Below are 24908 nucleotides of genomic sequence, written 5' to 3' on the forward strand. Positions count from 1 at the left end.
TATGTGCCTATGTGGTTTTCTTTTTAGTATAGACTAAACTTCTCTGCCCACTGCGTTCCGCAAATCGTTCGGTAGGAACAATCGGGGCAGTCGTTCTTGATGTCTTGCGTTGGAGTGAACGGTTGGGCTTCATCTACTATTCCTTTCGTCAATGAAAGAATAATATTCTTTAGCTTTGGATACCACTCATTCATTTGTTCATCAGATTCAAACAGAGAGATTTCAATCTCTTCATTCAATTCTTTCTTGCCGAGAAAAATAAATGCCGGAATAATCTTTCCCGGATCCATATTTTTTACGATTGAATAGAGCATTACATAAAGCACCAACTGCACGGAACCGATCGATTGTTTCCACGTTGCTCTATCATCTACATTAAGATGATCGAAATCGATCATATAATTCGCTTCGTGCTGTCCCGATTTGAAGTCGAGAATGAATGTTTTATCATTGCGCGTTTCGATCCTATCCGCATTTCCGATAAAATGAAATCCATCAATTCCTGCAGCAAACTTTTCTTCCAGCGCTTCGATTATAATAGAAGCTGATTCGATCAACGGGCGCTGGAATTGCTCAATAAACTCAATAAAATGCTTCTCAACACGTTGTTTAGTGAAGAACTGTTCACCAAATTGTGCGCTTCCATAGAATGACCGGAAATTATCCTGAATAGCTCTTCGCAACCGTTCAATATCCAAATCAGTCAATTCTAGCTTTCGATCTTTCGCAGGAGCAAAATATTCAAACAGGATGCTATGAATGATTTTTCCGACATCAGTTTGTTCAACATCGCCAGAGATCTCGTTCTTCTCCATCATACGCAGAACATAGCGATAGTAGAATTTCAATCCACAAGTTAAATACGTATCTAGCGCCGTTGAAGAGAATTGCAATTCTTTGAGTATCGCAACCATTTCAGTTGTTTTTGCAATCGGATCCGGAGTCTGCGTACCAAGATCGATCTTATATTCCTGAGATAGTGTATTGAACGGCGTCAGTCTCTTTTTCTGCAATTGAATCTTCCATTGCAACTGGGCAATAAATCTGCTCTGTTCCTTCTCATTATTATTGATATAGAAGCAATGCACATACTTCGCCCCACGCAGTAGCACATCAAAAATGTAAGCTTTAATTCGCTCCTGATCGCGATACGTTGAAAGTCCAAGCTGATCGCGAAGCGTCAATGGAAGCAAAACATCCTGCTGCGCCTTTCCCGGAAGGATATCGTCATTGACATCAATCATAAAAACATGCTCAAATTGAAGCCCGCGCGTTTCCAGGAAACCGAGCACTTGCAAACCCTGCAGAGGCGTTCCGGTGAATGGAACATCGACCGATTCGATGAAATGACGAAGAAACAAAAGATAATGCTCAAGTTTTCCGAATGAATATCCCGACAAAAGCGATTGATAAAGCGACGTCAATTGCTCTATCAACGTTTCCACAAATGGGCGGAAATAGGGATGTCGATGTGCAGTACTGTGTTCGTTGATAAAATTGAGAACGTTGATACATGCTGTAGCAAACTCACCGACTGAGTTGATTGTTAACAGCAGACGGAATAGAACAGTATGGATCATTGCAATATGATCGCGGACTTCTTCGACAGTGACAGTTACCTCTTCTCGCTCCAATCGTTCAACAACCTTTTTATGCAGCTTACCATCCTGTTCAACAATTTCCAAATTCAAAAATACCCGTGCACTGTGTTCGAGGCAATCATCTTCAATTGCATGAATAAGAGTTCGAGTAACATCGGTCCGTGTTTTGAAGAGAATATTTTTTGCATATGGATGAAGGAGAAATTGAATATACGTTGGAACAAATACTTCCCCGCTTCGAGATGAAACAATCACATCCAAGAGTGATTTTAGAAATCCATACACCGGAGTTCGCGACAATGGATATCCGAGGGCAAGATTATATTCGCTTTGATCATAGATTGACAGTGTTTGATGATACAACGGAAAAAGATTTTCTGACGACGGAAGTATGATCGACGCTTGTTCACTGTCTAGAATTGGATTTGGGAATTGTTCGCTGAGCACTCTGTTAAGCGCGAACAATTGTCCATGCGCATCGGGTGATTCGTAAAAGTGATGTTCTGTTTCCGGTTCGTCCCCTTCCAAATCTGGATTCAATTTCAGTTGATCGAGCGTTATTTGTATCCCGTTCCCATTCTGGAACAACACGGTGACATTCTTCTGAGCAAGCAAATGACGAATCAGTGTCTCTTCTGTCTGCGTAAATGCGTAAAATCCTGCAAGCACAATTGTATCATACGAACTAAAATCAATCTCCGAAATTCTGTCCGCAAGAAGTTTATACTTCTGTGCGCGGGAAGTGAACTTTCGCTTTTGTAATTCGTTATAGAACGGTTCATACAACAACGCAACGGCATGCGCCGATGTCAACGTGACAGATTTAACTGCTTCCAATAATTGCTGTGGTGAAACAGAGGCGATCATCAGCTCTTCCAGCTCCGAAAAAATCTTTACACCAACTGGATAGAATGTTTCAAGCGTAGAAAAATGTTCTTTACCGATTTTTTCATCTTCCTGCATCTCTTTGTGCAGTTCGAATAGGATCGCAACGGCATCAAATTCACTCACTGTTTCAGCACGAAATTGAAGATAGGTCGTGCAGAGATAATCAATGAAGATATCAATGGAAAAGTGCTTTGGCGGAATGAACGATGCTCCGATCTTTTCCGCAAGTTTTTTTCGCAAGACGTGTGCGGGACGTTTTCCGGGAAATACGACAATGGATTTTGAGAAATTGTTTTGGGCAAACGAAACACTTAACAGTGTCACTACTTCTTCAACAAGATTAATTTTTGGTGAAAGCAATCGGACAGTGCTCATACGACAGGCACCTCCTTATGCAGATCAATATAAAGCAATGCCCCTTTCACGGTTTTTGAAGGATAAATATCCTTCAGCATCGACATATAGTTTCGCACTTGCACTAGATAATCATCGTTGTGTTCATCATTTCCGGTTTTGAAATCAACAACCGTTACTGAATCAGCGTCCACAATAACTCTATCCAACCGATATAATCGTCCGTTGGAAGCCGCTACATCCTGCTCTCGAAGAATTATGCGATCTTTTCTGTGTTCAAAATGAATGTGCACTCCGGGAAGATTAAGGAACTGATCGAGATTCAAAATTTCTTTTTCAATATCCAGATCGTGAACCAAAAATAGATGCTCGATTGCAGATCGGATATACGGTTCACTCTTCTCATCCACAAACTCGATATGCGATAAGATATTGTGGATCGCATCGCCTCGCCGGGTTTCCTGCACGCCAATCTTTTGATATCGTGCAACAGGAAGCGATGATTGTTCTTTTTGATAAAGCGATTCGATTACTGGTATTTTCTCTTCAGCCTTTTCCTTTTCAGCTGTGGTGTATTTTACGCCGTATGTTTTTGCCGGAAGAATTGCGACGGGAAGATATTCCATTTTCTTATACAGAACCGAAACATACATCTCTTTTCGCGCTCGGGTAAGCGCGACATATAATTTGTTCAGCTCGTCAATCGTCTGTTCTTTCTTTTTCTCTTCATACAATTCGGAAAGAGTGTCATCTCGGTCGCCGTTGCTCCTTCCGATCTTAATAACCGATACTCCATCCTCGGTCTCTTTCATCACCATCGAATCTGAACGGGGATTCTTTTCTTTCAGGGAAACGATCACTACCGGGAATCCCAATCCTTTTGCTTTATGCACCGTCATAATCCTTACGGCGTGGACGGTGTTCGGTATTTCAATGCTCCAGCCTTCGTTTCCCTCTTCCGTGCTGAACGAGAGAAAATCTTTCAGACTATTGTTGCCGCTGTTTTCAAACTGCTTCACACATTCCAGTAGTTTTATCAATGCGCTTTCTTCACTGCTGCACTGTTTAAAGACGGAAAATGTTTTGTACGATTCAGAGACGAGATCATACAACGGCATATAACCGACAAGCGAGAAGAGGCGGCCAAAATATTGTTCCCATAACGCGGGGAAATGTTTTTGGAAGGTGCGGTAAAAATACTCTTTGGTATTTTTACCAAATTGCATGTGGTACTCTTCTTGTTTGATTCCTTCACCCGATACAATTTTTTGGAATAAATTCCCAAACACAAATGTCGCAAACGCAAGATTATCAATCGGCGAATCAAGAAAGCGAAGCAGCGCGATAATTTCGCCGATGATTTTCCGCTTTCGGATGTCCAAAGTGCTGAGGGAAAGGAACGGAATATTTTCTCTATTCAGCCACGAACTGATCTCAACAACATCCGCATTGGCGGGAGTAAGAATGGCAATGTCACCATATGAATATCCGCGATCGGTACAGTCACGAATGCTGGAAAGAATATATTCTCGATGCGTATTAGCCGATGAATCATCGTCAAACTTTTTTTCGATTAATTTAACTTCAACATAGCCTTTGTTTTTTTCCGAATCAGGAACATCTTGCGCAAAATTGTAAAGCCCGCTTGCTGTTGCGTGTGCTTCAAATCCGGCAGCGGCAACATTGGAAGAAAAAACATCTTTCACAAAATCGACGAGCGCCTGCGCGCTGCGATAATTTCTCGTTAACGGCAGCGATGACACAGGTGCAGAAGGAAAATATTTTCCATCGCTCAGATTTTTGAAAATATGCCAATCCGCGCCGCGGAATCCGTAAATAGATTGTTTCGTATCACCCACGGCAAAGAGCGAGCCGTTTTTCGCTAGTGCTTCTTCGATTAAGGGAGTCAGATTCCGCCATTGTATGGGACTGGTATCCTGAAACTCGTCAATCATAAAATGGGCAATTCGCTCACCTAATTTCAAATACACTTCCGGCACAACATCGTTGGAAAGATACTTGGCAAGCGAACGATTGATATCATCAATAACGACAGTTCCTTCAAGCGTCTTTACATTTCGAATCGTTTGTTCAATCAGATTTACCGCACGAACAAATGGCTGATAAAACGTATGCGCATAGATGGAGATATATTGTTCCAGCTCTTTCTCCATCGGCTTGATCACCGCAAAAAGGCGTTTGATCTCTTTCGTTGCACCTGCATCTTCACTATACTTGTTGAAATATTTCTTCGTCTTCCCTTTCGATGCAACTTCAAGCACATCGCCGTTTGCCAATCGCTTCACATCATTTTGAAAATAATTATTGATCGGAAGTGTCGAATCATTCAGTAATCCTAAAAGCGTTTTTGCATTTGTTACAATTCTCTGCTTCAGTTCGGAAAGCGGAAGCGCTCCTTCCATAATGATCGGCTTCTGTGAATATCTTCCGAATTGCTTTTGCAATTGCCGCACTTCGCGAACGATCTTTGTGAATGGATTCCATAAATATCCGCCCGATTTCCCTTCATTCGCCTCGATCAGCGTGATCAGATCGTCGATGAATTGCGCATCGGCAGTTCCTTCGCGGAGATTTTGCGAATATTGCCGGAACGCTTGATCGATCACCGCGTCATTGTCAAACTGAATGCCGACATTCGGTTGCACTCCCATTTCCAATGATGAAGCTTTAAAAATGGTTGTCAAGAAACTGTCGATCGTACGAATATTGAAATCGGAATAGTTGTGAAGAATTTCATTTACTAATTGTTCGGAGCGAATTTTGATCTCTTCGGAAGAAAGTGAAACGAGTTTCGTCAGATTTTCCATTGTGCGCGGATCGCTAAGAGCCGCTTCCTTCAACACCTTCACAATGCGTTCTTTCATCTCCTTAGCCGCAAGTTTCGTGAATGTAATTGCCAGAATATTTCTCAGTCCATTAGACTGAATATGCGGGGAAAGAAGAAACTGCACATACCGGTACGATAATGTGTATGTCTTCCCCGATCCCGCCGATGCGGGAATGGTGATCAGATGAGGAAAGTGCAGCTCAGTATCGTTTAGAAGTAATGACATAAGATGAAGATAAGAAGAAGAGGGGAAAGTTACTCGGCAAAAAAGAAAATGTATAAGACTCTAAAATATCGGTTCTTTTTTTCTGTTAATGAGTCGTATCCACAGAAGTTCAGAATCCAAAAAATTATATTGATCATTTGGGCACGAATACAAGTCAGCGGATAAACAGTACAGCTTGTTTACCGATATTCTTAATATTTTTTCTTCTTCCAACAATTTGTACAAAATGTTCTATCTCACTCGCATTCTTCTCATTTGTTGTTTTCAAGAATGAGTTTTTATACTTTGCAGTTACAAATAAGGAAACTATCAGAAATAATTTCTTTGTATTCTCCCCGCAAACAATGAACAAATTACACCAATAATAGTCCTCTTAAACGGGTATCATTTCAAATGCAGCATAAAAAATCGACAACATTGAATGTTCAAGGTATCGAAATTGCATTATTAAAATTTGAAAATGAAGATTACATTTCAATTACTGATATGTTACAAGCAAAAGAAGGTGATTTTTTTATTTCGGATTGGTTGAGAAATAGAAACACTATTGAGTTTTTAGGAATTTGGGAAAGAATCTATAATTCCCGTTTTAATTATGGCGAATTCGCCATAATTAAAAGTAAAGCAGGATTAAACAGTTATAAACTTAGTGTTAAAGAATGGGTTGAAAAAACTAATGCCATAGGACTAAAAGCTACCGCAGGGAGATATGGCGGCACGTATGCCCATAAAGACATTGCCTTTGAATTTGGGATGTGGATTAATGCCGAATTTAAGATTTACCTTATTAGAGAATTTCAACGGCTTAAAGATGATGAAAATGACCGTCTGAAATTAACATGGAATCTCCATAGGACTCTCTCCAAGATCAATTACCGCATCCATACTGATGCCATTAAAGAACATATCATCCCCGAACATATTACCAAAGAACAAGCCAATGCAGCGTATGCAAACGAAGCAGACGTGCTGAATGTAGCTCTCTTTGGAAAAACAGCTAAACAGTGGCGGGACGCAAACCCGAAACATGACGGCAACATACGGGATTATGCTACCATTGAGCAATTGCTGGTACTAGCAAATATTGAGAGTATGAATGCTGAGTTTATACGGATGGAATTACCACAACGTGAACGATTGCTAAAACTCAATCAAATTGCCATTATGCAGTTACAATCGCTTGCCTCTAATCTAAATATCAAAAAATTAAAGTGACAAAACTACTTGCTAAAGGAGCGACCATATTGTCAATATGTACTTCTTGTTTTAAGAGTCAAATTACCAATAGATATTGATATTGCTCCATTTGAAATATTATCTTTGTCCCAAAATGATAAATTATTCAGAATATAAAATATTTTATCTTTCCGGTGTATACTTACAAAACTGTTGCAGCCACATAATCAGCACAACAATCCCAACAAGACCAACACTTCCGCCGATCGACAGCCAGTTGACCGTCACCTTGAAGGTTTACGACTTCGTAAAGGTGACGGTCAACTAATAAAACTTTTTTTGCTATTTGCGGAATACCTCCAAAACTGCTGCAGCCAAAGAATCAGTACCACGATCCCAACAAGTCCCACGCTTCCGCCGATAGACATTGCAACATTCTCTCCTGTGGAAGCGGCAAGAAATCCGATCAGCGTCCCGCCAACTAGAGGGCCGCTCATATAACTAAGCATTTCAATTCCAACCATCCTTCCGCGAATGGAATCGGGGATCGTCTGGTTCCAGATAATGGAACGGAAAATTCCGCTCAGCATATCGGCAAATCCGGCGCATCCCAGAAAGAAAAGCATCAGCCAGAGATTTCCCGAGAATCCGGCAGCAAGAATTCCCACGCTCCAACCAACCGCAGCAATCGTGATCGCTTTCCCGTGGCGCAAAATATTCCTCGTCCACCCGCTGGTAAGTGTTGCAAGAAACGAACCAATGGCGATAGATGCGTGAAGCGATCCGAGCACGGCAACTCCGCCGTATGCAGCGGCAAGCGCGGGAAAAAGCGGATAGGGATACGATGTTGTCATCGACATCATATCAATAAAATATGTTCCCAGTAATTCTTTCCGGCTCCACGCATAACGCAGACTTTCCGCAATATGCGCAACGGAAAATTCGTTCTCGTCATCTTCAGCCCGCTCCAATTGAAATTTTCGTTTAATCATTAAAATCGTAACGATGGAGATGATAAACGTGAGCGCGTCAATCAGATATGTTATGAATAATCCGAGCGATGCAAGAATAACTCCTGCTAACGATGGACCAAGAATCATTGCGGTTGTTCCGCGAAACCCCGAAAGCGCACTTGCTGCCGGAATTTCATCGTGTTCAATCACGCGGGGTGTCAACGCATCTAATGCTGGACGGTGGAATCCGTTGACGAATGACGCAATCCCCGCAATGGCAAACAAAAACCAGACAGAAGTATTCGGCATCAGAGCTGTTACCACAAGCGAAAGAGATGTCAGCATTAACACAATTTCGGAAATGATAATGATTTTCTTCCTGTCAAACCTATCGGCAACCGACCCACCGATGAACCCGCTGATGGAGAGTGGGATCAGTTGAAACATTCCCAGCAGTCCCACATACGCCGTCGATTGTGTTACAGTATATATTTGATACGATAACGCCACCGCGGTGATCGATGAGCCCAAAAACGAAATGAACTGTCCGATAAAGAGCAATCGAAAATCGCGGTTATTGCGTAACGGAGAAATATCAATGGTAATGTTGCTAAAAAAGGACAATGTTTTTCTTTCTATTTATCATGACAATTGGCCGTCACCTCTACGAGGTCGTAGACCTAACAGGTGATGGTTATCGTAAATAATCGTTTTAAAAATCCCTTCGATATTACAGATCGTCGACACAGATTGAGAAAATATCAAAAATCGCCTCAAAAACGAAGCAGTATCTCACCTTGTTTTCACCCTCTTCTTTCTCTACCTTGTGTAACACTTATAAAGAACCGCTATGAAAAAATTCCTCCTTTCCTCCTTTGTAGTGATTGGTCTTCTTTTCGCTGAACAACCGATCCATGTTCTCACCGTCAACAGCAGTATCAATCCCACAACGTATGATTATCTGAAACATGGAATTGACTACGCGAAGAACAATAATGCACAAGCCATTATTATAGAGTTGAATACTCCCGGTGGATTACTTCAATCTACACGCGACATTGTTACGGAATTTTTGAATTCTAAAATCCCAATTATTGTATACGTTTCCCCGCAAGGTTCGCGTGCTGCATCGGCGGGAGTGTTTATCACCATGGCTGCACATATCGCCGTGATGGCACCTGGAACAAATATCGGTGCCGCTCATCCTGTCAGCGGACAGGGAGCGATGGATTCCGTCATGTCCGGAAAAGTAACAAATGATGCCGCAGCATTTATTCGAACAATCTCTGAAAAACGAAACCGGAATGTGGAATGGGCTGAGGATGCCGTCCGCAACAGTGTATCCATTACGGAAACGGAAGCATTGAAAAAAAATGTCATCGACTTCATCGCTTCCAATCGTGCAGCGCTTTTGGATTCTCTCAATGGAAGAACGATCATCATTGAGCGCGACACAATCACGCTTGCAACAACACATGCGGCCATTGAAGAACACGAAATGAACTGGCAATACGAAATGCTCAATATGCTGAGTGACCCGAATATCTCTTACATCCTGTTCCTCATCGGCATTTATGGAATCTTTTTTGAGCTCTACAATCCCGGCTCAGTTTTTCCGGGAGTCGTCGGTGCAATTGCCATGATCCTAGCACTTTATTCGATGCAAACTCTGCCGCTTAATTATGCAGGACTCGCACTGATCTTTGTCGGCATTATTTTGTTCATACTGGAAATTAAAATTACGAGTTATGGTTTATTATCAGTCGGCGGAGCGGTGGCACTATTTTTCGGGTCAATCATGTTGTATCAGAATGATGAGCCGCTGGAATTTGTTGAAGTATCTCTTTCGCTCATCATTCCGTTGGTCATTGCCACTGCGTTGTTCTTTGCATTCGTGATTGGCGCAGGGTTACGAGCGCAAAAACGAAAAGTTGATATGGGTGAACAAGGCATGATCGGTGCCGAAGGCGTTGCGGTCACTCTGCTGAATCCAACCGGACAAGTTCGCGTACAAGGAGAAACTTGGGGCGCAGAAAGTGTTGATGGTAAGATTGTAATGGATACAAAAGTAACAGTAACGGAAATTCATGGATTGTTGTTAAAAGTAAGAAAATTATAAAATCGATTAAGTTGATCGTCACCTCTACGAGGTCGTAGACCTTAAAGGTGACAGTCAACTTTGAATGTTTCCTAAATAAAGGAGAATTACAATGGACGGAATGTTTGGTTTAATGCTCTTGGTCGCATTTTCTGCGGTCATTCTTTTTAATCTCATCAAAGTTTTATCCGAGTACGAACGGGGAGTCATCTTTCGTCTTGGCCGGCTGCTTGCCGTAAAAGGACCGGGACTTATTATCCTTATCCCAGGAATTGACCGCATGGTCAAAGTCAGTCTTCGCACTGTCGTTCTCGATGTTCCTCCTCAAGATGTGATTACCAAAGACAACGTTTCAATTAAGGTAAATGCAGTCGTTTATTTCCGCGTTGTTCAACCGGACAAGGCAATTGTTAGTGTGGAAAACTACATTTATGCGACATCACAACTTGCACAAACAACGTTGCGAAGTATTTTAGGACAATTTGAATTAGATGATCTGCTCGCGCAGCGGGATAAAATCAACCACGAATTGCAAATCATTATCGATAATCATACCGAACCGTGGGGAATTAAGATTGCAAATGTTGAAGTAAAACAGATCGATCTGCCGCCGGAGATGCAACGCGCAATGGCGAAGCAAGCAGAAGCAGAACGTGAACGTCGCGCAAAAGTGGTTCATGCCGAAGGTGAATTACAAGCAAGTGTTAAATTAGGTGAAGCGGCAGCAGTGATCAATAAAAATCCGATCGCATTACAGCTCCGATATTTACAGACATTAACGGAGATTGCTTCGGAAAACAGTTCAACAGTGATCTTCCCGCTGCCGATGGAATTATTGAAACCTTTTTTGAGCATGGGAAACGGTAACGAAACTAAATCGCTGAAGAAATAACTTTCAATGTGTGGAGACGGATCTAGAGCCGTCTCCACTAAAAGGTTGAGCTCTTCCCAAATTCCTGCATTTTTTAACCTGTGTTATTGTAAGTCTGCATAATCTTCTCTATTTTCGTTCGTCTCAAAAGAAATCGTTACCGTAAATATATTTGATGGACTAGCAGATTCCTCACTTTTACAATCATAGGGTACGGATCATGACGAAAAATAAAACGATCGTTTTTATTCATGGACTTTTTCAAAATCCTGAAAGCTGGACCGAATGGAAAAAATATTTTGAGGCAAAAGGGTACATGTGCCACACGCCTGCATATCCGTTTCACGAAGGCAAGCCTTCTGACTTACGCAAGAACATTGATCCAAAGCTTGGCAAGCTCACCTTCGGACAAGTGGTGGATGGCCTGGCAAACTTTATTTCCTTGTTACCTGAAAAACCCATTCTTATCGGTCACTCAATGGGTGGTCTTGCTGTACAAAAACTCATCGGAATGGAAAAAGGAGTTGCCGGTATTTGTATTGATTCTGCGCCACCAATCGGCGTTTTCACTACAAGATGGAGTTTTTTAAAAGCGAACCTCCCTACAATTAATCCTTTAAAAGGAAATTCTGTCTGTGTTCCAAGTGTTGAATGGTTCCATTACGCATTCTGCAATACCATGACGTTGGAGCAAACACAGATTGAATATGATAAATTTGTTGTTCCTGAAAGCAGAAATATTCCGCGAAGCGGAACATTGAAAGACGGAAAGATTGATTTTAAAAAACCGCACAATCCGTTATTGATTATTGCAGGCGAGAAAGACAACATTATTCCCTTCTCACTGAATAAGTCAAATTATAACGCATATAAAGACAAAAATAGTAAACGAGATTTTAAAGTATTTGCCGGCAGAACACACTACATTTGCGGACAGCAAGATTGGGAAGAAGTTGCAGAATATATTTATCAGTGGATTCAAACTATTTCATAACGAGTTAAATAATTCACCATTACTTTACCACCATAATCTATTATTGTTATGAAAAAATATTTTCACTCGTTTGGATATTTCATCAGTGTGATCGGCGTAGCGACAGTCTTGATATGGATTGGCGTATTCAAATTCACGCCGACTGAGGCAAGAGGAATTGAACCGTTGGTAAAAAACAGTTTTTTAATGAAATGGATGTATAATTATGCCAGTATAGAAATCGTCTCAAAAGTTGTTGGAAGCATTGAAATACTCACCGCAGTCTGCCTGTTACTCCATTTCTTTTGGAAAAAAGCTGGAATGATTGGAGGATTCTTTGCGGCAATTACGTTTCTTCTTACGCTGAGTTTTTTGTTTACTACTCCGGGTGTCTTTTCTACGGTGGACGGAGTGCTGATTACGGACTTCTTTATTTTGAAAGATTTGATGGCTCTAGGAATATCATTTATGGTGTTAGGAAAGAGTTAATTCCCATAAAGATCTCTTTAAATAAGAATGCTATTTATTCAAGGAATCAAAAGAGAGCACTGTTAGCGGTTGCGTTTTTGCATAGATGGGCTCTTTCTTCTTAAAATATTCTGTTGACATCCATCCTCTGTTAGTTTGACCCATTCAATACCAGTGATAGTAATAAATGAATGTCCTCGCGGCAAGCCGCTAGGTATCTTGTCATGTCCCGCCTTTCGGATTCCGCATAGCGGGATTCAAAAAGGCGGAACCAGCGTACGCTGGCATCCAGGTCCTGGATTCCGGCTTTCGCCGGAATGACGCCGCAAGCGGCGGGGAATTAGGCCCTTAAGAGATTAAATTTTAAATAGATGAAATTTTTGAAAACTTCTCGAACAATGTCATTGCGGAAAGTTTTTTTGTCGAAGTCGCGCATTACGGGATCCCGAACAGCGTGATAATCTTGTTTTTTTGTTAATTTATATGAGATTGCCCCGCTTTTTGGATTCCGCTCAATTCGGATTCAAAAAACGAAACTTCGTTGTTCCCGCCTGAACACTTGCGGGCAGGTCGCTCCTTGTAATGACTTTTTCAGAAGTCTCATAGATATAATTATTTCTTGATTCGATATTGAATAAGATGTACGTTTGTACTACAATGTTGACTGTTCGTCGGCGTCGGCCGCGAATTGGATTCTGGGATCAGACATTTGTTTCGTTTACTTTTCTCCCCTCCATCCATCCTACGGCTCTGCCGAAAGTTACTTCATAGAAATTTGAGATACAGTTATCCGATATGTTGTAAGCATCTAAACCGCATTCCTGTACAGAGAGATGACCGATGGCTTTACAATCTGTCGATCTGAAATCGTTAAAGAAGAAACTATTGACACGACTGATTCTGTTTCCGGTTCTTCTTGGCTCTATATTGCTTCTTTCCGCCGGCACATTCGATTATTGGGAGGTATATGCATATCTGGGTGTAATTATTCTTCCTTTGACTGCAGTCGTTACATATTTTCTAAAACATGATCCGGAATTTCTTGAACGGAGAATGAAATTAAAAGAGAAAGAATCGTCACAAAAAAAAATCGTTTCCTATTCTGCGATTGGATATATCATCGGATTCCTTCTCCCCGGTTTTGATCATCGATATGGTTGGTCGGATATTCCCGTCGACGGAGTGATCGCAGCAGATATCATTGTACTTCTCTGCTATTTCTTTATTATGTACGTCTTTATGGAAAATCGTTATGCTTCCCGAGTCATAGAAGTGGAAAAACAACAAACAGTTATTTCATCCGGCCCGTACGGATATGTACGACATCCTATGTATTTGGGAAGCATTATGATGTTCCTCGCCACTCCAATATCGCTTGGTTCGTATTGGGCGTTGATTCCGTTTGCAACAGTTCCGGTGTCCATGGTATTCCGTATCCTCAATGAAGAGAAAGTTTTACGTGAGCAGTTGGATGGTTATCACGAGTATTGTGTAAAAGTCCGATACAGATTACTTCCGTATCTCTGGTAGCGGTTTTAGTTCAGAATGTTTCAAAAACATTCATCGTATTTAAGAGAAAGGAGATTATACAATATGGACATATCAATTATTTTTATCCCTATTCTCCTCGCTACATTAATAATCATTGCTATTCTTTTCTTTGTCATTAATAAGCATAAAGGGCAAAATAAATTCTCTCCATTGGGAGGATTAGCATTTGGTTTTGTATTAGCTGGGTTGTTTACCGGGGATGACCGGTTTATTGGTTACAGTTTATTGGGCATCGGAATATTATTGGCTGGTATTGATATTGTTAGAAAATTGAGACACAAAACGTAATTGCCCATGTGAATCTCATTAATAAAAAGAAACAAGTCCTCAACTTTATCACAAATAGAATACCATAACCAGTAATTTCTATTAGGATATTACCTCTACCTCTGCTACATTGTCATTCAATTTCTATCACCCTACAAGTAATAAAAAATGACTCCTACCAAATCCTTAATGATTCTCGTCGCCGGACCATATCGATCCGGAACGAATGACGATCCTAGTTTAATCGAAGCAAATGTAAAAGCAATGACAACAATGGCATTGGAAGTATTCCGGATGGGGCATATGCCCGTATTGGGAGAATGGTTTGCATTGCCGTTGATTGAAGAGGCTGGATCAAAACAGATAGGCGATGACATTTTCAATGATATCTTTCACCCTATTGCCGTGAAACTGATCGATCATTGCGATGCAGTATTGAGAATCGGCGGGCCATCGAAAGGGGCAGATGAAATGGTTGCTACAGCAAAAGCAAAAGGAAAAATTATTTATCTGGATATAGAATCTATTCCGATTATCAATTAGAGACAGTTGAAAAAGTCATTGCAATGACACCACTCGAGAGTTTTTCAGATTTTTCGATATAGTAAAACCAGCTACGACATTACCGCAGTAAAAAATCGTTTTAATTTCACTTCATCCAATTTTCCGTTTGTTCGCACACTGCTACAGAGATCCACACCGTACGGTTGAACAACATCAATCGCTTCACACACATTCTCACTGTTTAATCCACCAGCAAGAAATACCGGTTTATTGACCGATGCAACAATTTGTCGACTCAATTTCCAATCATGTTTTCTTCCCGTCCCCCCCAATTCTTTTACCGTGAGATTTGGATTACCTGAATCAAGCAAGATCATATCTACCCAAGGTGCAATAGATTGTGCTTCTTCTACTGAATTGTTATTGAGGACATGAATCACTTGCACAATTGATATTCCGGGAAGTTCGTTCCGTAATTTAGAATAGACTTCAGTGGAAACAGCATCAACAAGTTGTAGTGTATTTGCTTTTGTTTTCTTTTGTTGAGCAATAATGGATTCCGCATCCTGTTTGCTCGTCAATAAGAATGTGGCAATCTGTTGCGGAACAGTCGCAATAATTTCTGTAATCAGATCTTCAGAAATTGGTCCAGGACCGCTCGGCATTGCTGAAACCAGCCCAAGGGCAGAAGCACCATAAGTGATTGCGAGATGTGCTTCTTCAATAGACGATATACAACAGATTTTTACTTTAGGTGTGCTCATAAAAAAAATGCCACAGATCAACAGATTACTCTGTGGTCTCTGTGGCAACATATTTAACCGTATTTACGCTGTTACTTTATTGCCGCAAAATTCATCGAATGCTGCAATCAAATCTGCAGCAATTTCATCCGCAATGCGTCCTTCAATCTTGAATCGAGGAATGAAATGAACAAGTTCATTGTCTTTATAGAGAGCAATTGAAGGTGATGATGGCGGAATCCCCTGGAGCCATTGTTCACGCAACCGTGCTGTTGCTTCAAGTTCCTGTCCTGCAAATACACTCGCTTTGTGATCTGGTACATTCGCATGTTGTAACGCTTTCCGTATTGCTGGCCTTGCTTTTCCTGCAGCACAACCGCAGACGGAATTGACGACAACAAGCAACGTTCCTTTGTTATTGCTGATGGTACTATCAACATCTTGTGGTGTATATAATTCTTTAATTCCCAAGTCCAACAGTTCATCACGGAATGGTTGGATCATCACTGGATCGAACGGCATATTCTTCCTTTATTTTATTGGTAAAAATGATTCTCACTATAGTAACGCAGAAAACGACGAGAAACGTTCCCGACTATTTTCTCCGTTTTACAGTTTTCTTTGCTGCTTTCTTTTTTGCAACAGCTTTTTTCTTCGTCGGTTTTGTTTTACCCTTTTTTTTCGGAGACCTCTTCGCCGATTTTTTAACAGCTTTTTTAAAACTCTTTTTCTTTGCTCTCTTTTTAGTGCTGATCGGCTTCATTTGCTGAGCTATTAAATTCAATGCACTTCCCGCTTTAAACCAACCAATTTGTCCATCATTAAACGTATGATTCAGTTCAATAGAATCCATTGTGTTGTCACTATGCTTTAATTCCAAAATCAACGGAACTCCCGGAGCAAATTTCGAAAGACCTCGAATTGCAACGATATCATCTTCGCGGATCAGATCGTAATCAGCAGGATTTTTAAACGTTAACGCCAACATTCCTTGTTTCTTCAAATTCGTTTCATGAATACGGGCAAAACTCTTTACGATAATTGCTCGTCCACCCAGGAAACGAGGTTCCATTGCAGCGTGTTCACGCGATGATCCTTCGCCATAATTTTCATCACCAATCGTTACCCATCCGATTTGTTGTTTTTTGTAATCACGCGCAACGGCAGAATATTCTTTCACATCACCAGTGAACAGGTTTTTTCCTTTTCCCGCCTCACCACTGAATGCGTTGACAGCACCAACAAACATATTGTTGGATATGTTGTCAAGATGACCACGATATTTCAGCCATTTTCCAGCAGGAGAAATATGATCCGTAGTACATTTTCCTTTCACCTTCAATAACACGCGAAGGTTGTCCAGATCTTTTCCTTCCCACGCTTTGAATGGCGCAAGTAATTGTAATCGATCGCTTTTTACACTGACTGCTACTTTTACTTTTGAACCATCTTTGGCCGGAGCGACAAATCCTTCTTCATCCGGTTTGAATCCGTTTTTCGGGAGCTCGTCTCCTTTGGGAGCATCGAGTTTCACCTTTTCTCCTTTTGCATTCTCGATAGTGTCGGTCAGAGGATTGAAAGTAAGTCTGCCGGCAATCGCGAAGGCGGTCACTATCTCAGGACTTGCAACAAATGCGTGTGTTGCCGGATTAGCATCGTTTCGTCCCGTGAAATTCCTGTTGTATGATGTGATAATTGAGTTCTTCTCTCCCATTGCTACATCATGACGTTTCCATTGGCCAATACATGGACCGCAAGCGTTTGCCAGAACCATCCCTCCGAAATCCGTCAACGTCTTCAATTGTCCATCACGTTCAATCGTTGCACGAATTTGTTCGCTTCCGGGTGTAATCGTAAAGTCAGATTTTGCTTTCAATCCTTTAGCAAAAGCTTGCCGCGCAACAGATGTTGCTCGTTCAATATCTTCGTATGATGAATTTGTGCAGCTTCCAATGAGAGCCACTTTTAATTCTTCGGGATATCCTTTTTCTTTCACTGCTTTTGCAAATTGTGAGATCGGCCATGCAAGATCAGGAGTAAATGGTCCGTTCACATGCGGTTCGAGTTCATCCAAATTAATTTCAATCACGCGGTCATAGTATTGGCCGGGATTTGCAAGCACTTCTGCATCCGGTCGTAAATGTTCTGCAATTCCTTCTGCAAGCCGAGCAATTTCATCACGCTTTGTTGAACGGAGATAATCTCCCATTCTCGAATCGTACGGAAATACTGACGTGGTTGCACCAATTTCTGCACCCATGTTACAGATGGTTCCTTTCCCGGTGGCGGAAATAGAATTCGTCCCTTCACCAAAATATTCTACAATTGCACCGGTTCCACCTTTTACGGTCAGGATCCCTGCTACTTTTAGAATAACATCTTTCGCAGATGTCCATCCGTTCATCTTCCCTTTTAAATGAACACCAATCACTTTGGGAAATTTTAATTCCCACGCCATTCCCGCCATCACATCAACAGCATCTGCACCACCGACGCCGATTGCAATCATTCCAAGTCCGCCAGCATTCGGTGTATGCGAATCTGTTCCGATCATCATTCCGCCGGGGAATGCATAATTTTCAAGGACAACTTGGTGAATAATTCCCGCTCCCGGTTTCCAAAAACCGATTCCATACTTATTGGAAACGCTGGCAAGGAAGCTGTACACTTCTTTGTTATCCGTATTAGCGCGAAGCAGGTCGTTGGCTGAACCGACTTCTGCCTGAATTAAATGGTCGCAATGCACGGTGGATGGGACGGCAACAGTTTTTCTTCCTGCGGACATAAATTGAAGAAGGGCCATTTGAGCCGTGGCATCCTGCATCGCAACACGATCCGGTGCAAAGTCAACATAACTCTTGCCCCGTTCTCCCGCGGTTTTTGGTGTTTCAAAATAGTGAGCGTACAATATTTTTTCTGTGAGTGTCAAAGGTCTTCCAACCAGGGTCCGTGCCGCAGCAATTTTTGCTCCGTAGCCGGAATACACTTTTTTGATCATTTCTAAGTCGAAAATCATTGTGAATGTCTTTCTACAATATTGAGGATGCTTGAAAGTTGTTAAATATAAGCAGAGTTACGGTTGACTGCAAGGAAGGAAAATTCAGTTAATATTGCTGGAGATTACAATACATTATTTGATCAGAACAATTTTCCCTGCTTGAACAGTTGTTTTTGCACTCAATCTGCAAATATACAAACCACTCGGAAGATTGACTGCATTAAATGTTACCGAATTCATCCCTGCATTGAACCATTGATCTGTAATTGTTCCTAATTCCCTTCCCAATTGATCAAAAATCTTGATGCTGATATTGTCAGCATGTGAAAGGGAAAATTGCATCACTGTTTTTCCATTAAATGGATTGGGATAGTTTTGAAAGAGATTGAATTCTAATGGACGTTCCGTTTTGTAAATATTCTCTTGCACTGCCGTGATTGCCCCGACAGATTTTAATGCATCGCCTGAAAAATTAAAGAGTGTTACATTTTCCCAAACAGAACCCATTCCGGGAGCAACGATATATTCCGGAGCCCAATAAAAAAGACCAAACGCTTTCCCATCAGGTATCATCATTAAGAGCGAGGATAGATCTTTCAGAAATTTCGCCTGACCATCGGGCGTTGCCGGATATCCCGATAAAAGTTGACTCTCCGATCCAACAATATTGGTACTATTATCATTCCATTGCAGCGTCCATGGATAAGCGGTTTCGACCACAAGAACTTGTTTTGAATATCTGCTGATTAACGATCTTATATTATCATCAAGTTGAGAGAACGTACCATGCCACCATGGATAAAAAGATAGTCCGATAATATCAAATGGAATTTGTTGCGCAGTGATGTTGTCAAAAAACCACTGACTTGCATTGCTGTCTCCTCCTTTATCAATATGAAGAATGATCTTTGTGGATCCACTGTCGTTTTCAGTCTCACGGATAGCACGAACTCCTTCTTTGACAAGCGCGGCATATTGAGACCATTGTGTAGCATTATTATAGCTGCCACAGACATTTCCGTCATACCATAACATTCCGCAAATAGTTTCATTCCCTATTTGAATCATCTCCGGGTAGACATTTTCATTTTTCATTCTCAGTAAAACAGAACGGGTGTATGTATATACACTCTCTTTCAATGCGGCAAATGATGAATTTTGCCATACTTTTGGTTTTGTTTGATTTGCAGGATCGGCCCACGTATCCGAATAATGGAAATCCAATAGTAATTTCATATTCAATAATTTGGCCCTCTTGGCAATGGATATTGTGCTCGTTAAGTCATTGATACTATCAACCGGTGTGTGCCAAATGCGCAAACGAATATGCGTATATCCATGATCTTTCAGAATCTGCAAGACATCTTTTATTTTACCACTGTCTTTATGTACTCCTCCATGTCGTTCGATCTGGTCGAGATACGAAACGTCGGCTCCAATGATGAATTTTGATTGTCCTTGAAGTGAGGTAAACACTACAATAGAGATAAGAACTGAATAAATTAATTGAAGAGAAGAATTCATGAAACTGATAGAGAGTGGAATATGGTTTTTTATCCAGTATTTTTTGGAATCACTTAAAAATAGACTTTTTTAATGTACACAATATTTGATTTATGAATACCTATTCTGATTGAGTATTCATTGCAATAATTTTTCTATTTCTCTTCGTACCATCATTAATTCACTCAATAAATTCTCGATTATTGATCGATTATTGATCAATGCACGTTTCTTGCTCATCCTTTAATTTTTACGTATTTTAAGCATTAATTAACATAAATTATGACTGACCAAATTACCCAAACCGAAGAAGAAGTCATCGACGAGGTCAAAACGCAGCATCCTGCGAAAGCGATCTTGTTCAACGATGAGGTGCATACCTTTGACGAAGTAATCAATCAGATCATAAAAGCGACTGGATGTGACCTGCCAACCGCAGAGCGAATGACACTTGAAGTCCATCATACCGGAAAATCATGTGTATTCACCGGTGAATTGGTCAAATGTCTTCAAGTAACTAGCATTCTTGAAGAAATTGAATTGATGACACAGGTCGAAGTTTAGATAAACAGAAAACAGAGAGAATTACTACAGAATATGACATCACGCGAAATTCGACAATCTTTTTTAGATTTTTTCAAATCAAAACAACATACCATTGTTCACAGTGCGCCGGTAATTCCCCATGGCGATCCGACATTACTCTTTACCAATGCCGGAATGAATCAATTCAAAGAAATTTTCCTTGGGACAGGTAAACGTGATTATACACGCGCAGCCGATACACAAAAGTGTATTCGTGTCAGCGGAAAACATAACGACCTTGAAGAGGTTGGACGCGATACCTATCACCATACGTTATTCGAAATGCTTGGCAACTGGTCGTTTGGCGACTACTATAAAAAAGAAGCAATTGCCTGGGCATGGGAATTATTGACAGAACGTTGGAAGATGCCGAAAGAACGTCTCTGGGTTACTGTTTATAAGACAGATGAAGAAGCCGCAAAAATCTGGGAACAATATATTGATCCATCCCGAATTCTTCGTTTTGGTGAGAAAGAAAATTTCTGGGAAATGGGTGATACAGGACCATGCGGCCCTTGTTCTGAAATCCACATCGATCTGACCCACCGTGGTGATGCACCGGAAGCATTGGTGAATGCAGGATCGCCTGAACTCATCGAGATTTGGAACCTCGTGTTCATTCAATACAATCGTAATACAGACGGTACTTTGACCGAACTTCCGGCGAAGCATGTCGATACAGGAATGGGATTCGAACGTGTTTGCGCAGTGATGGAATCAATGAAGTCCAGTTTCAAAAAATTCCCGTCGAACTATGATTCCGATGTTTTTACGCCGATCATCGCAAAAATTTCTGAGATTGCCCAAAAAGGATATAAAGCAAGTCATTCGGATACAGATGTTGCTATGCGCGTTGTTGCAGATCATATCCGCGCTTTAACATTTGCCATCGGCGATGGAGCAACCCCCTCCAACGAAGGACGTGGATATGTACTTCGCCGAATTCTTCGCCGCGCATCGCGCTGGGGACGAAAGCTCGACCTTCGTGAGCCATTCATGTATCAGCTTGTGCAAACACTCGTTGATACCATGAGCGATGTATTCCCGGAAATCAAAGAACATCAATCACACATTGAACGCGTTATTAAAAGTGAAGAAGAGAGTTTCAACCAAACACTTGACCGCGGTTTGGAGATATTTGAACAGACTGTTGAAGGATTAAAACAGTCAAAAGTATTTCCCGGCGAAGCGGCATTCAAATTATATGATACGTTTGGATTTCCGCTGGACTTGACTCAACTGCTCTGTTCAGAACGCGGACTTTCCGTTGACGCAGCAACATTTGCGCAATTGATGGATGAACAGCGCGAACGTTCGCGTGATTCAAAATTGCACGGCGGCGGCGATATCTCTGAAAGCGAACGTATTGCGATTCAAAGTAAAGAATCTGCCCGTCAAATCTCCACCGAGTTATTCGAAAAGGAGTTCCAGTTCTTAGGATATGAACTGACGGAGACACGCGCTGCTATATTAAATTCCGAAAAGAATCTCGTCGTATTAAATGCCACCCCATTTTATGCAGAATCCGGTGGACAACTCGGAGATGCAGGCGAAATCGTCATCGATGGAATATCATTTCCGGTCGTCGACACACAGAAAAGCGGGAAGGTTCATGTTCATATTCTTGGGACTGACATACCGAAATATTCCGCCCGATACGAGGCAGTCGCAAAGGTCGATCCGAAACGACGATATTCCATCATGCGGAATCATACCGCAACACACTTGATGCATGCCGCATTGCGTCAAACATTGGGAACACACGTCCATCAGGCCGGTTCGCTCGTTGCTCCTGATTATCTCCGATTTGACTTTGCACATTTTGCCAAGGTTGGTGAACAGGAATTGATTGAAATTGAGAACATCGTCAACGAAAAAATTAAAGAGAATGTCCTGTTACAGCATCATCGTAACATTCCATTCGATGATGCAAAGAAAATGGGTGCTTTAATGTTCTTCGGAGATAAATATGGAGATCGGGTGAATGTTGTGCAGTTTGGTGATTTCAGCAAAGAATTCTGCGGTGGTATCCATGTGAAAAATACCGGTGAAATTGGGTATTTTAAAATACGGACAGAGGCGAGCAGTGCAAGCGGCGTTCGACGTGTGGAAGCATTGACGTATGATTATGCTCTTGAATATCTTAAACTGCAAAACAAAACATATAGAGAACGAATTGAGCTTTCGTACGACATGATTGATGGCATTCAAGAAATGCATACCGCTCTTGGAGCTTCGTCCCCTTTTTCCAACGAAAAGGTTCTTGGATTGGATACAACATTGAGGAAATTTGAAGATCTTCCTGAAATTCCGCAGAACATCGTTACCGAGGATCTCAAGAAGGAATTTGCAGACCAACTCAGCCGCTTCCATTCGTTGGAAAACTACATTTTAGAATTAAGTGATAAGAAAAAGATCATAGAAAAAGAAAAAGCGAAGGCAGCAGTCCAATCCGCAAGCGGAAACATCGATCAATTGGTACAATCGGCTGGTTCACTAAATGGATTCAAAGTGATCAGCTCCAGGATTGCAGCACAAGATATGGATGCACTCAAATCGCTCGGAGACAATCTGCGTGCAAAAATCGGCAGCGGCATCGGTCTTCTTGCATCTGTCATTGATGAAAAGGTCGCCCTCGTCTGCATTGTCAGCGACGATCTTATTAAAACAAAGAATCTTCAGGCGGGTAAAGTCGTCGGTATTATTGCAAAACAATTGAATGGCGGAGGCGGCGGGAAACCACATCTTGCGACCGCCGGTGGAAAAGATGTAGCAAAATTGGACGACACATTGAAGAATTTTTCCGATGTCGTGAAAGGAATGTTGAATTAATGTCTATTTACGAAAAACTTCTCTCGACTTCGAAATCCAAAGGGGCTGGTTATTTTGTTCTGATTGATCCTGACAAAATTGGAACAGACAAACTTCCCTCCTTTGTAGAGCAAGCAACCGAAGCCGGGGTCGATGCATTCCTTGTCGGCGGCAGTTTGATTGTAGACGATTCGTTTGAACATTGCATTACATCAATCAAACAGCATACATTACTCCCCGTGGTAATCTTTCCCGGTGGAGTGATGCAGATATCAAAACATGCTGATGCAATTTTATTTTTATCTCTCTTAAGCGGCAGAAACCCCGAACAATTAATTGGCAATCAAGTACTTGCAGCACCGATTGTTAAAAAGATTGGTTTGGAAGCAATTTCAACTGCATATATGCTTGTTGAATCCGGCAAAACAACCTCAGCAGAATTTATCAGCAACACCCGCCCGCTCCCCCGACATAAGCCGGATATCGCAGTAGCACATGCATTGGCGGCGGAGATTCTTGGTTTTAAAATGATCTATCTTGAAGCGGGATCGGGCGCAGAACAATCCGTTCCCGAAGAAATGATCGGCGCTATTGCCAAACATTGCTCTGTCCCTCTCATTGTTGGCGGTGGAATGCGAACACCAGATGAAGCACATAAGAAAGTACAAGCCGGTGCAAAGTTCATCGTTACCGGAACTATTCTTGAAAAGAATGGCAACGCAAATTTAATGAAAGAATTTGCCTCAGCCATTCATAATTCATAATTGCTTATCATTTCTTACGGCACTTTTTATTTTATACTTTTGACTTTTAACTTTTAACTTCAATGGCCCATTTACCACTCACGCTTCTTTATCGTCAATCATTCATTCAGGATTCGCTGAAAGCCAGCGCTGAGACGAAATTAAAGATTGCAGAACAATGTAATGGTGATATTTCCAAAGCAATCGACATCATCATCAAAGCATTCAATAATAAAAAGAAAGTCCTTCTTTGCGGCAATGGCGGAAGCGCGGCCGATGCTCAGCATCTCGCAACGGAATTCGTTATACGACTTTCACCCAACATTAAGCGACCCGGGCTGCCGGCGATTGCATTGACAACCGATGCTTCCAATCTGACAGCTGGTGCCAATGATATTGGCTATGATAATGTGTTTGCCCGTTCCATCGAAGCATTAGGAAACGAGGGAGATGTATTAATCGGAATTTCTACAAGTGGAAATTCCGCCAGCGTAAACAATGCGTTTAGTAAAGCGCGGGAAATGAAAATCTCAACCATCGGTTTTCTTGGTAAAGATGGGGGAAATGCAAAAGAATTGTGCGATCTTGCCATTATTGTTCCTTCCAATGATACACAACGAATTCAGGAAGGTCACATCACCATCGGCCACATTATCTTCCAAGAAGTTGAACAAGAAATGTTTGGTTAACATCAGACGTTAGATCAGCAGATTTTCGAAAACAGACAGAACAGAAAGTTATTAAAAC

At 41.4% G+C, this 24908-nt stretch carries 19 protein-coding genes; 12 read left to right on the forward strand and 7 right to left on the reverse strand.

Annotated elements, in window-relative coordinates; genetic code table 11:
* Positions 1 to 23: 23 nt before the first annotated feature.
* Together WDA22_10125 and WDA22_10130 are read right to left on the reverse strand one after the other, a co-directional pair.
* Positions 24 to 2864, reverse strand: a complete 2841-nt coding sequence (locus WDA22_10125) for a PD-(D/E)XK nuclease family protein (protein ID MFA5833818.1) — start codon at positions 2862 to 2864, stop codon at positions 24 to 26.
* Complete coding sequence (locus tag WDA22_10130; protein ID MFA5833819.1) at positions 2861 to 5917, reverse strand: UvrD-helicase domain-containing protein; 3057 nt, start codon at positions 5915 to 5917, stop codon at positions 2861 to 2863. The genes WDA22_10125 and WDA22_10130 overlap by 4 nt, the downstream gene beginning before the upstream one ends.
* A 393-nt stretch (positions 5918 to 6310) precedes the next feature.
* Between WDA22_10130 and WDA22_10135 the strand changes: the two genes are divergently transcribed.
* The gene (locus WDA22_10135; GenBank protein MFA5833820.1) at positions 6311 to 7132 is read left to right on the forward strand and encodes a KilA-N domain-containing protein; all 822 of its coding nucleotides are present in this window, start codon (positions 6311 to 6313) and stop codon (positions 7130 to 7132) included.
* A 281-nt stretch (positions 7133 to 7413) separates the two neighbouring features.
* Here WDA22_10135 and WDA22_10140 read toward each other — a convergent pair whose 3' ends face one another.
* Positions 7414 to 8670 (reverse strand): MFS transporter, encoded by a 1257-nt coding sequence (locus WDA22_10140; GenBank protein ID MFA5833821.1) that lies wholly within the window; start codon positions 8668 to 8670, stop codon positions 7414 to 7416.
* 226 nt (positions 8671 to 8896) lie between these two features.
* On the opposite strand from WDA22_10140, the gene WDA22_10145 reads away from it, so the two are divergent.
* The 7 genes from WDA22_10145 (at position 8897) to WDA22_10175 (ending at position 14817) form a co-directional block, all read left to right on the forward strand.
* Positions 8897 to 10165: a nodulation protein NfeD gene (locus WDA22_10145; GenBank protein MFA5833822.1), complete on the forward strand. Its 1269-nt coding sequence runs from the start codon at positions 8897 to 8899 to the stop codon at positions 10163 to 10165.
* Positions 10166 to 10265: 100 nt separating this feature from the next.
* On the forward strand, positions 10266 to 11036 hold the full coding sequence (locus tag WDA22_10150) for a slipin family protein (protein ID MFA5833823.1): 771 nt from the start codon (positions 10266 to 10268) through the stop codon (positions 11034 to 11036).
* Positions 11037 to 11235: 199 nt separating this feature from the next.
* The gene (locus WDA22_10155; GenBank protein MFA5833824.1) at positions 11236 to 12009 is read left to right on the forward strand and encodes an alpha/beta fold hydrolase; all 774 of its coding nucleotides are present in this window, start codon (positions 11236 to 11238) and stop codon (positions 12007 to 12009) included.
* A 48-nt stretch (positions 12010 to 12057) separates the two neighbouring features.
* On the forward strand, positions 12058 to 12477 hold the full coding sequence (locus WDA22_10160; GenBank protein MFA5833825.1) for a DUF417 family protein: 420 nt from the start codon (positions 12058 to 12060) through the stop codon (positions 12475 to 12477).
* 819 nt (positions 12478 to 13296) lie between these two features.
* Positions 13297 to 13986 (forward strand): isoprenylcysteine carboxylmethyltransferase family protein, encoded by a 690-nt coding sequence (locus WDA22_10165; GenBank protein ID MFA5833826.1) that lies wholly within the window; start codon positions 13297 to 13299, stop codon positions 13984 to 13986.
* 63 nt (positions 13987 to 14049) lie between these two features.
* On the forward strand, positions 14050 to 14295 hold the full coding sequence (locus WDA22_10170; protein MFA5833827.1) for a hypothetical protein: 246 nt from the start codon (positions 14050 to 14052) through the stop codon (positions 14293 to 14295).
* Between the two features lie 147 nt (positions 14296 to 14442).
* Positions 14443 to 14817: a DUF4406 domain-containing protein gene (locus tag WDA22_10175; protein MFA5833828.1), complete on the forward strand. Its 375-nt coding sequence runs from the start codon at positions 14443 to 14445 to the stop codon at positions 14815 to 14817.
* A gap of 71 nt (positions 14818 to 14888) precedes the next feature.
* Here the strand turns inward: WDA22_10175 and WDA22_10180 are convergent, their stop codons facing one another.
* From WDA22_10180 to WDA22_10195, 4 genes are all read right to left on the reverse strand, one after another.
* The gene (locus tag WDA22_10180) at positions 14889 to 15542 is read right to left on the reverse strand and encodes a phosphoribosylanthranilate isomerase (GenBank protein ID MFA5833829.1); all 654 of its coding nucleotides are present in this window, start codon (positions 15540 to 15542) and stop codon (positions 14889 to 14891) included.
* Positions 15543 to 15605: 63 nt separating this feature from the next.
* Positions 15606 to 16043 carry a BrxA/BrxB family bacilliredoxin gene (locus tag WDA22_10185; protein ID MFA5833830.1) on the reverse strand — a complete coding sequence of 146 codons (438 nt, stop codon included), beginning with the start codon at positions 16041 to 16043 and terminating at the stop codon, positions 15606 to 15608.
* 73 nt (positions 16044 to 16116) lie between these two features.
* Entirely contained in the window at positions 16117 to 18537 is a 2421-nt protein-coding gene (locus tag WDA22_10190) for an aconitate hydratase (protein ID MFA5833831.1), read from the reverse strand.
* A gap of 114 nt (positions 18538 to 18651) precedes the next feature.
* Positions 18652 to 20043, reverse strand: a complete 1392-nt coding sequence (locus WDA22_10195; protein ID MFA5833832.1) for a glycosyl hydrolase 53 family protein — start codon at positions 20041 to 20043, stop codon at positions 18652 to 18654.
* A 261-nt stretch (positions 20044 to 20304) separates the two neighbouring features.
* Here WDA22_10195 and WDA22_10200 point away from each other — a divergent pair, with 261 nt between their 5' ends.
* The 4 genes from WDA22_10200 (at position 20305) to WDA22_10215 (ending at position 24850) form a co-directional block, all read left to right on the forward strand.
* Positions 20305 to 20586, forward strand: a complete 282-nt coding sequence (locus WDA22_10200) for an ATP-dependent Clp protease adaptor ClpS (GenBank protein ID MFA5833833.1) — start codon at positions 20305 to 20307, stop codon at positions 20584 to 20586.
* A gap of 33 nt (positions 20587 to 20619) precedes the next feature.
* On the forward strand, positions 20620 to 23439 hold the full coding sequence (alaS, locus tag WDA22_10205; protein ID MFA5833834.1) for an alanine--tRNA ligase: 2820 nt from the start codon (positions 20620 to 20622) through the stop codon (positions 23437 to 23439).
* On the forward strand, positions 23439 to 24182 hold the full coding sequence (locus WDA22_10210) for a geranylgeranylglyceryl/heptaprenylglyceryl phosphate synthase (protein ID MFA5833835.1): 744 nt from the start codon (positions 23439 to 23441) through the stop codon (positions 24180 to 24182). Before alaS ends, WDA22_10210 begins: the two co-directional genes overlap by 1 nt.
* 62 nt (positions 24183 to 24244) lie before the next feature.
* Positions 24245 to 24850, forward strand: coding sequence for a D-sedoheptulose 7-phosphate isomerase (locus WDA22_10215; GenBank protein ID MFA5833836.1), 606 nt, complete (start codon positions 24245 to 24247; stop codon positions 24848 to 24850).
* Positions 24851 to 24908 lie beyond the last annotated feature (58 nt).

The organism is Bacteroidota bacterium, assembly GCA_041658205.1.
Classification (GTDB): domain Bacteria; phylum Bacteroidota; class Ignavibacteria; order UBA10030; family UBA8401; genus UBA8401.